General features: G+C 34.4%; 11 protein-coding genes. 4 read left to right on the top strand and 7 right to left on the bottom strand.

Going from position 1 to position 13,275, the window contains the following annotated elements:
- Positions 1-336: 336 nt before the first annotated feature.
- From LUU93_RS18935 to LUU93_RS18920, 4 genes are all read right to left on the bottom strand, one after another.
- Positions 337-897 (bottom strand): helix-turn-helix domain-containing protein, encoded by a 561-nt coding sequence (locus tag LUU93_RS18935; protein WP_232682713.1) that lies wholly within the window; start codon positions 895-897, stop codon positions 337-339.
- Between the two features lie 2 nt (positions 898-899).
- Positions 900-1,430 carry a DUF3347 domain-containing protein gene (locus LUU93_RS18930; RefSeq protein WP_232682712.1) on the bottom strand — a complete coding sequence of 177 codons (531 nt, stop codon included), beginning with the start codon at positions 1,428-1,430 and terminating at the stop codon, positions 900-902.
- Positions 1,431-1,587: 157 nt separating this feature from the next.
- On the bottom strand, positions 1,588-1,971 hold the full coding sequence (locus tag LUU93_RS18925) for a hypothetical protein (protein WP_232682711.1): 384 nt from the start codon (positions 1,969-1,971) through the stop codon (positions 1,588-1,590).
- A 70-nt stretch (positions 1,972-2,041) separates the two neighbouring features.
- Positions 2,042-2,875, bottom strand: a complete 834-nt coding sequence (locus LUU93_RS18920; RefSeq protein WP_232682709.1) for an AraC family transcriptional regulator — start codon at positions 2,873-2,875, stop codon at positions 2,042-2,044.
- A gap of 103 nt (positions 2,876-2,978) precedes the next feature.
- Here LUU93_RS18920 and LUU93_RS18915 point away from each other — a divergent pair, with 103 nt between their 5' ends.
- From LUU93_RS18915 to LUU93_RS18900, 4 genes are all read left to right on the top strand, one after another.
- Entirely contained in the window at positions 2,979-4,145 is a 1,167-nt protein-coding gene (locus LUU93_RS18915) for an MFS transporter (protein ID WP_232682708.1), read from the top strand.
- 709 nt (positions 4,146-4,854) lie between these two features.
- The gene (locus LUU93_RS18910; RefSeq protein ID WP_232682707.1) at positions 4,855-8,067 is read left to right on the top strand and encodes a SusC/RagA family TonB-linked outer membrane protein; all 3,213 of its coding nucleotides are present in this window, start codon (positions 4,855-4,857) and stop codon (positions 8,065-8,067) included.
- 20 nt (positions 8,068-8,087) lie between these two features.
- Complete coding sequence (locus LUU93_RS18905) at positions 8,088-9,878, top strand: RagB/SusD family nutrient uptake outer membrane protein (RefSeq protein ID WP_232682706.1); 1,791 nt, start codon at positions 8,088-8,090, stop codon at positions 9,876-9,878.
- A 39-nt stretch (positions 9,879-9,917) separates the two neighbouring features.
- The gene (locus LUU93_RS18900) at positions 9,918-11,483 is read left to right on the top strand and encodes a DUF5123 domain-containing protein (protein WP_232682705.1); all 1,566 of its coding nucleotides are present in this window, start codon (positions 9,918-9,920) and stop codon (positions 11,481-11,483) included.
- 109 nt (positions 11,484-11,592) lie between these two features.
- On the opposite strand, the gene LUU93_RS18895 is transcribed toward LUU93_RS18900, so the two are convergent.
- From LUU93_RS18895 to LUU93_RS18885, 3 genes are all read right to left on the bottom strand, one after another.
- Positions 11,593-12,165 carry a pentapeptide repeat-containing protein gene (locus LUU93_RS18895; RefSeq protein ID WP_232682704.1) on the bottom strand — a complete coding sequence of 191 codons (573 nt, stop codon included), beginning with the start codon at positions 12,163-12,165 and terminating at the stop codon, positions 11,593-11,595.
- Positions 12,166-12,209: 44 nt separating this feature from the next.
- Positions 12,210-12,410 carry a hypothetical protein gene (locus LUU93_RS18890; RefSeq protein WP_232682703.1) on the bottom strand — a complete coding sequence of 67 codons (201 nt, stop codon included), beginning with the start codon at positions 12,408-12,410 and terminating at the stop codon, positions 12,210-12,212.
- Between the two features lie 70 nt (positions 12,411-12,480).
- Positions 12,481-13,260, bottom strand: a complete 780-nt coding sequence (locus LUU93_RS18885) for an AraC family transcriptional regulator (RefSeq protein ID WP_232682702.1) — start codon at positions 13,258-13,260, stop codon at positions 12,481-12,483.
- Positions 13,261-13,275 lie beyond the last annotated feature (15 nt).

Raw genomic sequence — 13,275 nt, 5'->3', positions numbered from 1 at the left:
TTTCTTTGCGAGAATATGTTTCTTGAACTATTTAGGCGCCAATGGACTCTCATTCCTTTTCACTTAATTATTGCAAATTTAAACATAACGATCACTCATCGTAAATTAACTTGACAAACATAGGAGAGCGCAAGGAATTTTTGATATGCTGTATGTATAAAAAACGCAAAGTTCGCAAAGCTTTGCTAACTTTGTCAGAAAACATAGCTCAAGGTTTTAACCTTGGGGACATATGTTATGATAAATTTATTGTATTCCAATGATTAAAACCATTGGCTGTGTTTACAATCTTTGCGAACTTTGCGTAAACCTTTGTGCTTTTGCGGTTAAAATAAATTACAAATTCTCGATCTGAATACGTTTCTTATCTTTCAGCTGTTTGAAATAAGTAGGTGTAAAACCCGTAATTTTCTTGAATTGATTACTTAAATGCGCTACGTTGCTGTAATTTAAAAGATCAGCAATTTCACTTAAAGATAGTTCGTTGTAAATCAATAACTCTTTTACTTTCTCAATTTTCTGGCTGATAAAATACTTTTCGATAGTTGTATTTTCAATTTCTGAGAAAAGATTGCTTAAAGAATTATAATCCTGATTTAGGTTTTCTGCTAAATAATCAGATAAGTTAACTTTGAGTTCGCTATTTTTATGATGAACCAAATCGACAATAAGATTTTTAATTTTCTCGATGGTTTTGGTTTTTTTATCATCCAATAAATCGAAACCCAAAGTCTGCAGGTTTTTAAGCAAAATCTCTTTCTGAGAATCATTGATATCATCTTGCAGTTCGACTTCGCCTAATTCTACAGAAATAGTCTGAAGTCCGAGTTTTTCAAACTCAGACTTCACAACCATTTTACAGCGGGCGCACACCATGTTTTTGATGTAGAGCGTCATATTTATTTGATAGTTTCTACCACGTTTCCGCAAGTTAACATCGAAGAACCGTAATACGGATTCTTAACTGCTTTTTCTTTGCTTAACCAGTCAGCATCGGCCATTGGGCAGTATTGTTTGTAAACAACTTCGTTTGATTTTGAAACTTTAATTAAGGTATATGTGTTTTTTGAAAGCGATTTAAAAGTCTCACGCTGCTTTTTTAAATCTGTTGAAGTCGAAATACTTTTGGCATCGGCAGTTAATTTTTTTACCACTTTCATCCAGGCTGTATGTTCGTCAGTTTTTAATTTGTCCATTTTTATAGCAGTAATCGCGTCTAATAAATCTTTGGCTTTCGCCGAAGTTAATTTTGCATCACTTTTAATTAAAGCATCTTTTACATTAAAATAAGCATCATAAACAGATTGTAACTGACTTGAATCAGCGATTTCAGTTGCTGTTTCTATTGTTTTTATTGTATTTGCCTGAATCGTGTTTGCAATAAATAATAATGTGATTATTGCTGCTATAGTTGATATTAAGTTTTTCATTGTATGTAAATTTTGATAGAGAATGTAATTTTTCTCTGAAGTTAAATAATTTAGGATGTTTTTAATCTCGCAAAGTCGCAGAGATGCAAAGTTTTATATTTCTTCGAGCCTTTGTGCCTTAGCGGCAAAACATTATTATGGCTGTCAGAAATAGAATTTAGTTTATTTTAGGAATTAACCAAATAGAAGTAAAACCATCAGAAATACCGGCAGTTTTATAGTAAGATATAGATTTCTCAGATGAGAAATTAAAGAGATTATTTTCGAATTCAAATTCGTTTGTGGTTAGCAGACTAAATTGCAAAGTAGTAGTTGTACAGCTCGAATGATCGCATTTTCCACTGCAGCCGTGCTGATCTTTAGAATTATGACCTTTCTTACAGCAATCTTCCTGACAAGAATGGGTTTTCTCTTTTTTAGAAGAAGCTTTCTTTTCGCACGAAGTTTTTTCAGAAGATTTTCCACATGCATAACCTGAACTGGACATCAAAAAGAAGCCAAGGGTTAAAATGAAAAATAATATGTGTGTGTTTTTCTTCAATGTAAAAGCTTTTGAATTACAAATTTAGATAATTTTTTTAAGAGCTGTTCTTTATTTAAGATTTCAAATTTTATGTTTTCTTAAAATCAGTCGGTTTCATGTTTTTCTTCTTTTTAAAATAATTCGAAAGATGGCTTTCATCAGTAAAACCAAATTCGTAGGCGATTTGTTTAATAGAAAGTTTGTCGTTATGAATACGTTTTTCGATTAAAGTCGTTCGCAGATTATTAATGTATTCACGATAACTGATAGAAAAAGTCCTCTTAAAATAAGCACTAAAATAAGTTTCGGCAATATTAAAATGACTGGCAATAACTTTTATCTGTACCAATTTCGGATTGTAAATATTCTGATGAATATAAGTGGCAATTTGTTCGTTATCGATATGCGTCGATTCCATTCGCAGATTCATACATTTAATAGTTTCTTTAATTACACCAAAAATCGAAAGAATCTGATAAAAGATAATAGGCGAAGTTGAAACATCGGTTTTGCAATTATAAGCCGTAATGTTTTCGATTGTATTTTTAAGAATCGTTTTGCAAGGATCATCTAATTTTAAAACGGTTTCCTTTAATAATTTATCCCGCATAAAATTTTCAGGCGTGTGAATTAAAAATTCATCGCAGGTTAAATTTTGTTTAGAGTTAAAATAATTATCAGTGAATTTGATATAAACAAAGCGGGTCGATTTTTTAATATCAAAATAATGCTCGTCTTCTGGCGAAATCACAAATAAGTCTCCAGACTTGTATGGAAGAAGATTATTGTTGAGGTGATGAACACCGCTTCCTTTCTTTATATATATGATTTCGTAATAGGTATGCGTATGCGGAGGCAGATGAAATTTTTCATCTTCGAACTCGTGAATGACAAGAGTTTCAAATTGATTTAATTTCGGCATGTTTTATTATTACAAGTTTATGTTGTAAATGTACAACTTTTCTCTTGTTTAATGGTGTTAAATTTGTACCGTAGAAAGTCTTTCCCTTTCTTATCAAATCAAAATGAAAAAAAGTCTTATTGCACTCTCGTTTGGAGGTTTAACTATCGGTATAACCGAATTTGTGATGATGGGCCTGCTTCCTGATATCGCTTCAGATATGAAAGTCAGTATTCCGGTTGCCGGATATTTAATTTCTGCTTATGCGCTTGGAGTTGTTATTGGAGCTCCTTTATTAGTAATACTTGGAAGAAATTTTCCGCCTAAAAAAATGCTTTTAATTTTAGCTTTAATGTTAACGGTTTTTAATGCACTTTCGATTATTGCACCTTCTTATAATTTTTTATTTGCTTCGCGATTTTTATCGGGATTACCGCATGGAGCATTTTTTGGAGTGGGTGCGGTAGTCGCAAGCCGTTTAGCCGATAAAGGAAAGGAAGCACAGGCGATTGCTATTATGTTTTCGGGTTTAACCCTGGCTAATTTAATTGGTGTTCCTATTGGAACCTATATTGGTCATAATTTTATCTGGCGTTATACTTTTGTATTAATTGCCGTTGTAGGTCTGTTAACCTTTTTGCTTATTTCTTTATGGATGCCAAAGTTAGAAAAAGGCGAAACGGTAAATATGAAAAAACAATTAGGGTTTTTTAAAAGAACAGAAGCTTGGTTAATTATCGGAATCACTGCTATTGGTTTTGGAGGATTATTTGCCTGGATCAGTTATATTGCGCCGCTATTAATTAATGTTTCGAAATTTGGCGAAGGCGATGTTTCGTATATTTTAATTCTGGCCGGACTGGGTATGGTGGTTGGAAATTTTTCCGGAGGAAAACTGGCAGATAAATATTCGCCTGCACCCACAACTTTAGCATTGTTGTTTATCATGTCAATCGATTTAATTTTGGTTTACTTTTTTTCATCAAATCAATATATTTCTTTGTTTTTGACTTTCCTGACGGGTACTATTTCTTTCTCGGTTATTGCACCAATTCAAATGTTGATGATACGAACTGCAAAAGGAGCAGAGATGATTGCCTCGGCTTCTCTCCAGGGAAGTTTTAATATTGGTAATGCCCTTGGAGCTTTTCTGGGCGGATTACCATTGACTGCCGGATATGGCTATGAATCTCCAAATCTTATCGGGGTTGGAATGTCTATTATTGGAATGCTGATAACCGTGACATTAATAAAAATACACAGGAACGATTTGAGGCTTCAAAGCGCATAAATTTTATATCTCTATAAACATCAAGAGGCTGTCTCAAAAGTAAAATCAAACTGTTGAGAATCGCGTAAATGGAAAATTTCTCCGATAGGTATCCGAATAAAAAAGAGGTTGTCTCGACTTTGAGACAGCCTCTTTTTTGTGCCAAAAATTGTTTTAGGAATTGTTTAGAGTTTTTAGTGAAGTTTAATTGGTGCAATTGAAGTACACAAGTTAAATTATGAATTTCTTTTTTAAATAAAAAACTTGTTAAAATATTCATCAATTAAAAACCTAAAATCATTTTTATATTAAAAATAAATGTTAAAAACACACTTAAAAATATTTTAAATTGTAAGCTTGTAATCGATTGTTTTTTTAGAAAAAATCCTAACAAATCATTGAATTACGATAATATATTTAATATTTATATATCGATAAAATTACATAAGTCGTATAAAAAAGCCGTTTTATTTTTGATATGCAATTCTATTTATGAAATTTTTATGAATTTTAATTTTTTGTATTAAAAAAATATCTATGTTTGTGTAATCGATTACAACTTTTTTAATATCGGTAATCTAAATTTTGATTCTTACAAAAAAGAATAATTAAAATTCCAAAATAGTGTACAATCTGAGTCTTTGTTATTGTTGGTAAAGACTGGGTTTACAAGCAAAAAAAGAAACCACAAAAACCACTTTAAACAATTTACTAACTTAAACAATCAACCATGAATTTTAAAGATTTATTAAACAAGGAGGCAAATTATTGCTTTGCAGTTGTTTTTTTATTGTGCTTGCTGTTGAGCAATCGAGCGCATGCTCAGTCAGCAACAATAGAAGGAACCGTTAAAGATGCAGCCGGACTTTCTTTGCCAGGAGTGAATGTACTGGAGAAAGGAACGAAGAACGGGACTTCTACTGATTTTGACGGTCACTATAAATTAAAATTAACCAATCCAAAAGCGGTCTTAAGCTTTTCTTTTATAGGATTTAAAAGCATTGAAGTTTCAACAGAAGGAAAAACTAAAGTAAATGCAACTATGTCTGAAGATTCAAACAACTTAAACGAAGTTGTTGTAATTGGATATGGAACTTCAAAAAAATCTGATTTAACGGGTGCAGTGGCTACATTTTCTGGAAATGAGATGCGTAAAATTCCTGTTCCTAACGTAGCAGAAGCCTTAACGGGACGTATAGCGGGGGTTCAGGTAACTTCTTCTGAAGGTTCGCCAGATTCTAATATACAGATTAGAATTCGTGGAAACGGTTCTTTAACACAAGATGCTTCTCCGTTATATATAGTAGATGGATTTCCGGTAAACAATATTAATGACATTTCTTCTTCTGATATTGATACTATGACAATATTAAAAGATGCATCATCTACCGCTATATATGGTTCGAGAGGTGCGTATGGAGTTGTTATTGTTACTACAAAGAAAGGTAAAGATGGTAAAATTGCCGTAAACTATAATATGTTTTATGGCATGAAAAAAATAGCCAATACTATAGATGTTACAGCTCCTGAAGATTACGTGAAATGGCAGTATGAGTATGCTTTGCTTAAGGATAATACAGACCTGAGCTCTTATGAGAAATATTTTGGATCATGGCAGGATTATGATATGTACAAAGGTATGAAAGGTAATGACTGGCAAAGACAGGTTTTTGGACGTACAGGCGAAGTTCAAAGTCGTGACTTATCTATTCGCGGCGGTTCAGAGAAAATGAGCTATAATTTCAATTATGCTCATTATGATGAAAAAGCAATCATGAACGGGTCAGATTTTAATAGAAATAACTTGTCGCTGGCTTTAAACAGTAAAGCCTCTGATAAAGTCGATTTGAGTTTTACAGTACGTTATTCAGATACTGAAATTAATGGCGGGGGAATGAATGAGCAAAATGAGGTTTCATCTGCAGATTCCCGTTTAAAAACTGTTGTGGGATATGCTCCAATTCCAGTTCCGGGTTTAACTACTGATGATACAGATGAAGCAGTTTCGGAAAATTTGACACATCCTTTTGTAGCAATTGCTGATACTGATCGTCAGCAGTTTAGAAAAAACTTTAATATGCTGGGGAGTTTTTCATGGAAACTTACCTCAGATCTAGTGTTTAAAACAGAACTAGGTCTGGATAACTATAATTATTTAGACTATCGTTATTTTGGGCGTTCGACTTATTACGTAAAAAATAATCCGGCAGCAGAAAGACAAGGTATGCCTGCTATGATATTGGGAGACAGAAAAGATACTCGTTTTAGAAATGCAAATACGCTTAACTATGATTTGAAAAAATTAGTAGGAGAAAATCATACTTTAAAATTACTTTTTGGTGAAGAATCTATAGAATACAAAAGAAATGAGGTAAACACCGCAATTCATGGTTATCCATTAACATTTGATTTAGATCAGGCAAAAAAATTAACGACTCAGGGAACACCGGTTTCTGTGGATAATTTCTATTTTCCAGATGATAAATTGCTTTCGTTTTTTGGTCGTGTAAATTACGAGTATAAAGATCGTTACCTTTTTACAGCAACATACCGTGCCGATGGTTCAAGTAAATTTTTAGGTGATAATAAATGGGGATTTTTTCCGGCAGCTGCGGCAGCCTGGAAAATTTCGGGGGAAGAATTTATGAAAAATGCTTCATGGGTTAATTTACTTAAATTAAGGGTAAGTTATGGTGAAGCAGGGAACAATAATATCCCAACAGGACAAATGGTTCAGAGTTTTACATCTACAACATCTACATGGATTAATGGTGTCGATAATTACTGGGCACCTTCTAAAACAATGGCAAACCCAGATTTAAAATGGGAAACTACTGTTACACAAAACTTAGGTTTAGATTTCGACTTATTCAAAAACCGTGTTACAGGATCAGTAGAATACTATAAAAACACGACTCAAGATTTATTAATAAACTTCCCAATTTCTGGAGGATATGATTATCAGTACAGAAACATGGGTGAAGTTCAAAACAGCGGAGTTGAAGCAACTTTAAACCTTAACCTAATTGAAAGAGAAAAATACGGTGTAAGCTTATCGTTTAATGCTGGATTCAACACCAATAAAATTAACTCACTTGGTGTAATGAATAATTTTGGTGTAAGTTCTGGATGGGCTTCTACCGCTATTGGAAATGATTATTTAGTAAATGTAGGCCAGTCGATAGGTGTAATGTATGGATATAAAAGTGACGGACGTTACGAAGTATCCGATTTCAACTATAATGCAGGAACTTATACTTTAAAAACCGGGGTCGCAGATGGTACTACAATTGTAGGCCCTATGAAACCAGGTGCGATGAAATTGAAAGATATTGACGGTGATGGTAAAGTAAATGCAAACGATCTTACGGTTATAGGAAATGCTAACCCAAAAACTACAGGTGGTTTTGTGCTGAATGCAAATGCCTATGGATTTGATCTTTCTGCGGCGTTTAACTACAGCATTGGAAATGATGTTTACAATGCCAATAAAGTTGAATTTTCTACTTCAGTTCCAAACGGGCAGTATAGAAATTTAAATTCTGAAATGGCCGACGGAACTAGATGGACAAACTTTGATCCAAACACAGGACAGTTAGTAACAGATCCTGCGGCGTTAACTGCCTTAAATGCAAATACTACAATGTGGTCTCCTTATATGCCGCGTTATGTTTTTAGTGACTGGGCTGTTGAAGACGGGTCTTTCCTGAGACTTAATACTTTAAGTTTAGGTTATACTACACCAAATGATTTAACTTCTGCTTTAGGCGTTTCTAAGTTAAGATTTTACTTAACCGCCAGTAATGTTTTTGTCTGGACTAAATACACGGGGCCAGATCCTGAAGCTTCGACAAGAAGAAATACACCACTGACTCCGGGGGTTGATTATTCGGCTTATCCAAGAAGCAGACAGTTGATATTTGGTTTAAACCTTAATTTTTAATTCAGTAAAATTTTCACAAGATGAAACATAAAATATTACTAGCAGGAATGTTTGTTGCAAGTCTTTTTTGTTCTTGCTCAGATGACTATTTAGATGCCCCGGCACAATCAACATTAGATGAATCAGTTATTTTTTCCAGCCCGGATTTAGCTGCAGGTGCAATAGACGGAATTAAAATCCCGTTTGGAGAAACCAACTCTTACAGAGGTCGTTTTCTTCCTTATTACGGATTAAATACAGATGTAGAATGGTATAATTCTTCTCAGACTGTAAGTGACGGATCAGATTTATGTACCTATGATGCAAAGCCAAATAATTCTGTAATGAATTTATCCAATAGTACCTGGGCAATGATGTATTCCGGAATTGAGCGTGCCAATCTTTGTGTTCGCGGTTTACGTACTTACGGTAATCCAACACCAGGATCAGACTTAGGATATTTGTTAGGTGAGGCTTTAACATTGAGGGCTATTTATTATGCTGATTTGATAAAAGCCTTTGGAGATGTTCCGTACCGATTTGAACCTCTAACAAATGAAACACTTTACATAGGAAAAACAAGCCGTGACGAAATCTATAAACAATTGCTTAAAGATTTAGGCGAAGCTGCAGCCTTAGTGCCATGGCCTGGAGAAACTACTGCAACAAGCAGTGTAGAAAGAATTAATAAAGCTTTCGTAAAAGGATTTCGTGCCCGTTTAGCAATGGCAGCAAGCGGTTATCAGCAATATCCTGACGGAGTAAGAAGAAGTACAGATCCGCAGCTTTCTGTTGCCAATATGTATGCATTGGCATTGGCAGAATCCCGTTCGGTAATTGAAAGTGGATCTGCTCATTTAGAATCCTCATTTGAAACATTCTGGAAAAAATACAATGAGGAATATTTAATAGCAGGCGGAGAATCGCTGTGGGAAATTCCATTTTCAGAAGGAAGAGGCCGTATGCTGTTTACATTTGCAGTTCGTCATACGACAAACGATCAATTTCATGCCAATGGTCCAAATCGTGGAGGAACAGCCGGACCGCTGCCTTTCGTTTTTTACGATTACGATCAGGCAGATACAAGAAGGGATGTAACTTGTGTTCCCTACAAATATGGCACAGCCGTAAACAATATTGCCAAACAAGAGTTAGGGGCATTAAATACTTGGTATTTTGGAAAATACCGTTACGAATGGATGACTCGCAGGGTTACTTCATCAAATGATGATGGTGTAAATAAAATTTATATGCGTTATGCTGAGGTTCTTTTAATTGCGGCAGAAGCAGCTAATGAATTAGAAGGGCCAAGTGCAGCCGCTCCGTATTTAAAAGAAATCCGCAGAAGAGCATTTCCGGCAGCAGTTCAGGCTGTAAAAGTTGATGCTTACGTAAATGCCTTAACAAGCAAAGATGCTATGTTTAGAGCATTAGTAGAAGAAAATAAATTTGAGTTTACCGGAGAAATGGAACGTAAACAAGCTCTTATTCGCTGGAATCTTCTTAAAACTAAACTGGACGAAGCCAAAGTTAAAATGGCAAACTTATCACAGCGTTTAGGCGAATATGCCGCAGTGCCATCAACTTTATATTATAAATTTAAAGCCGATAATGTCAGCTTAGATATTTACGGATTAAACCGTGGAGAAACTGTTGATCCGGGAGCTGCTTATTCTTCTATTGCATGGACATGGACAGGTGCCGCCGCAGATACAAAAATCAATAGTTTGTATAAAGCCGGTGTTAATCCTGATAACAGACAATTCTGGCCAATCTGGCAGGTGTTTATTGACGGAAGTAATGGTAAACTGACTAACGATTACGGTTATTAATCTCTCACAATTATTTATTAATTATAAGGCATTATGTTTATGAAAGCAAAATATATAATAAAAGGATTAATAGCTTCAGTACTGCTGACTGCTGTTATTTCGGGCTGTGAAAGTTATAATGAAGGTGTTGTAGATACCTTAGAGGTAAGCAGGGAATTTTCTCCAATTGGTTTAACTGCAAAAGTCAGAAATCAGACTACAGTCGAATTAAACTGGACTGTAAAAGAAGATGATAATACAGTAGATCATTATATAGTAGAATTTAGTGCAGATGATCCGGAATTTAAAACCATTTTTAAAACCATAAATGTTGCACCAGCACAATTACCAATACAGGTAGCTTTAGAAGGAGAAACAGTTTATTCGATAAGAGTAAAAGCAGTTGGTTCAACAGGATTGGAAGATTCAAAATGGTCAGTAACTACGGCAACTACACTTTCTGAGCAAATTTTCTTCCCGGTTCAGGATGCTGATATCGATGCTAAATTTGTTACTTTGAGATGGACACCAAATAGCAACGTTACACAAATTTCTGTTGCTCCGGGTAATATCATTCACACTATAACACCTGCAGAAAAAACGGCAGGAGCTGCAATCGTAGACGGACTTACTGGTGAAACAGCCTATACAGCAACATTACTAAACGGAACCAAAACAAGAGGAACTGCAGTTTTTACAACCGGAATTGATATAACCAATGGTATTGTAGTGAATTCGGGAGATGATTTAGAAGCAAGCATTGCAGCCGCACCTGCAGGTTCAAGATTATTACTGATGCCGGGAACTTTTAGTACTACCGGTGAGATAATTTTAAATAAGTCGCTTATTATAAGAGGATTAAAAACAGCTGATAAGCCAAAACTAAATGTCAAGTTTACAGTCAATCCGGGAGTTACAAATCTTTCATTAGTAGATTTAGATTTGAATGGAACAGGGTTGAACAATGCAGCCGTAATAACAATTGCCGGGGCAGTATCAACTTATGGAGATATTTTAATCAGCAAAAGTATTATCCATGACTATACTCGTGCCTTAATTGCTGCTAATGTAACAAACGCAAAATTGGCATCATTTACGGTTGATAACAGCATCGTTAAAAATGTAAATACAAATGTTGGTGCTGATTTTATCGATTTCAGAAATACCCACGTCGCAAGTATAGTGCTTAAAAACAGTACATTCGACAGTTGCTCTACAGCTCGTGATTTTATTAGAGTCGATGCTGCTGCTAACTTGTCTGGAACAGGCTTAGTAACCAATATTTTAATTGATAAATGTACATTGTATAATGTATCAAATACTGCAGCTCCAAAAAGAATTTTATATGTTAGATTCTTAGATAATGCTTCAACAGTAAAAAATACTTTGATAGCAGGGACAACTGCGATTTATACCAATCAAGCAAATACAGTTCAACCGGTATTTAGTAAAACCTATTATTACAACGCCCCAAGTTTTATGGATGCAGCGATTCCTTTAAATAAAATCGATGCCTCAGGAACTACAGCAGATCCGCAATTTGTAAATGCAGCAAGTGGTGATTTTACAGTAAAAAACCAAACCCTGATCGACAACCAAATTGGAGACCCGCGCTGGCTGGATTAAATAAATTCATTTTTTTATATTGGTTTAAAAAGGGATGCAAACAGCATCCCTTTTTGTGTTTTCCAACTTTGACAAAGTTTCGCATGTCGAAACTTGAAACCCTTTTAACTCACTCAATCTCCAAATCAAATTTTTCAAGCAATCCCGCAAGCGCGGTGTGCGAAACCTTAGTTCCTTTAATTTTATTTTCAGAAGGATCAAAAGCGTAATTTCTCGAAGACCTGAAATCGGTTTTTTCCAGAATACATTCCACGAAAGTGGCATTCAATAAATCACAATTTTTAAATATTGCCAAAGACAAATCAGTATTTGAGAAATCGACATCTTTTAGAGAACAGTCAATAAAGTTCGTTTTCTTTAATTTTTTATAAATGAAAGTCGAATAATCTAAAAGACAATCCTGAAAACTCATTGAAAACAAAAAGCTGTTGCTGGCGCTAAAATCTAACCCCATCAATTTACAGCCAATAAATTTGATGTTTTTTAATCCCGTGTTTTTAAGAACTGCCAGCGAAAGATTGCAGTTTTTAAAAGTAGAATCCAAAAAATCATTATGGCTTAAATCGCTTTTAGAGAAATTACAGTTAATGAATTCGCAGTTGACAAATTCAGTATTTGATAAACTTTGTTCTGAGTAATCTATTGTATCAAAAGTTCGGTTTTGGTATAATTTTGTTTCCATTAAAAGGGATGAAGAAATTGAAATGAGGAGAAAGTAATTTGATTTTATTCTAATTCGATACAATCAAAAATGCCGTTGTTTTGAATTAAATTGGGAACATCAAGTTCACTGTCGATTCTTAAAATATTATCGCAGTCCTCAAGATCAAAATTCCATAAAGTATTTGGGAGTAATTCCTGAAGCAGGGTAGAAGCCGACTCAAATTTGGATCGACTGTCAACGGAAGTTTTAAAAACATAAATCATAATATGCATTTTTTGAGATGCAAATTTCTGAAAAAAGTCTTGCTATTTATTAGGATTCAATAATCAATAATTAGGATTTATCAATCATTTTTCGGTATTGAATAGGACTAATTCCTTCATGTTTTTTAAAAAAACGGCTAAAGTACGATTGGTCATCGAGCCCCACTTGTATTGCAATTTCACTTACAGAAAGTGAGGTTTGAAACAGCAGATATTTAGCCTCTAATAATATGGTTTCGTCAATCCATTTTGCGGCCGATTTTCCTGTAACTGTCCGGACAGATTTATTTAAATGATTTGGTGTAACATTAAGCATTGAAGCATAATAATGAACTAAATGATGGGTTTTAATATGCTGATGAATCAACTCTTTGAACTTGTTCGTAATAACCTCAGCGGCCGAGATGCTTTTAGTATTCTTAACCGAATTTTTGTTCATTTCATAAAACAAAGCAATCAAATACGACTGCACAATATTCAGGTTGGCAGTCGGCGTTTCAGAATATTCTTTTTGCAGCCGGTCTAAAACAGCTATAATATTTGAAACGTCTTCTGGTGCTAAAGTAATTTTTGGATTTCCTGAAATTTTCAAAAAATCAAATTCGTTCAGCATTTCGCGGCTTCCATATTTCCGAATTAAAATATCAGGGTGAAACTGACAGACATATCCAGTATATGTGTTTTGTACATTTTTTATTGAAAAAACCTGATCAGCCGGAACTACGATAATTTCATTAGCAATAGTACAATATTCTTCATAACCTATTTTCATAGTATGCGAACCAGATGCTACAAATACTAAAGTATGGCAGCTGTGTTTACAAGGAGGAACAGGAATTTGCAATTGCATTATTTCGTTTGTTTT

Origin of the sequence: Flavobacterium soyae (assembly GCF_021245985.1) — a bacterium.
GTDB lineage: Bacteria > Bacteroidota > Bacteroidia > Flavobacteriales > Flavobacteriaceae > Flavobacterium > Flavobacterium soyae.
This window is presented reverse-complemented; position numbering and strand designations above follow the sequence as displayed.

Coding starts and splice junctions, on each gene's coding strand:
- LUU93_RS18910 (WP_232682707.1), top strand. CDS start 4,855: ATGAATTTTAAAGATTTATTAAACAAGGAGGCAAATTATTGCTTTGCA.
- LUU93_RS18930 (WP_232682712.1), bottom strand. CDS start 1,430: ATGAAAAACTTAATATCAACTATAGCAGCAATAATCACATTATTATTT.
- LUU93_RS18915 (WP_232682708.1), top strand. CDS start 2,979: ATGAAAAAAAGTCTTATTGCACTCTCGTTTGGAGGTTTAACTATCGGT.
- LUU93_RS18935 (WP_232682713.1), bottom strand. CDS start 897: ATGACGCTCTACATCAAAAACATGGTGTGCGCCCGCTGTAAAATGGTT.
- LUU93_RS18895 (WP_232682704.1), bottom strand. CDS start 12,165: ATGGAAACAAAATTATACCAAAACCGAACTTTTGATACAATAGATTAC.
- LUU93_RS18890 (WP_232682703.1), bottom strand. CDS start 12,410: ATGATTTATGTTTTTAAAACTTCCGTTGACAGTCGATCCAAATTTGAG.
- LUU93_RS18900 (WP_232682705.1), top strand. CDS start 9,918: ATGAAAGCAAAATATATAATAAAAGGATTAATAGCTTCAGTACTGCTG.
- LUU93_RS18920 (WP_232682709.1), bottom strand. CDS start 2,875: ATGCCGAAATTAAATCAATTTGAAACTCTTGTCATTCACGAGTTCGAA.
- LUU93_RS18885 (WP_232682702.1), bottom strand. CDS start 13,260: ATGCAATTGCAAATTCCTGTTCCTCCTTGTAAACACAGCTGCCATACT.
- LUU93_RS18905 (WP_232682706.1), top strand. CDS start 8,088: ATGAAACATAAAATATTACTAGCAGGAATGTTTGTTGCAAGTCTTTTT.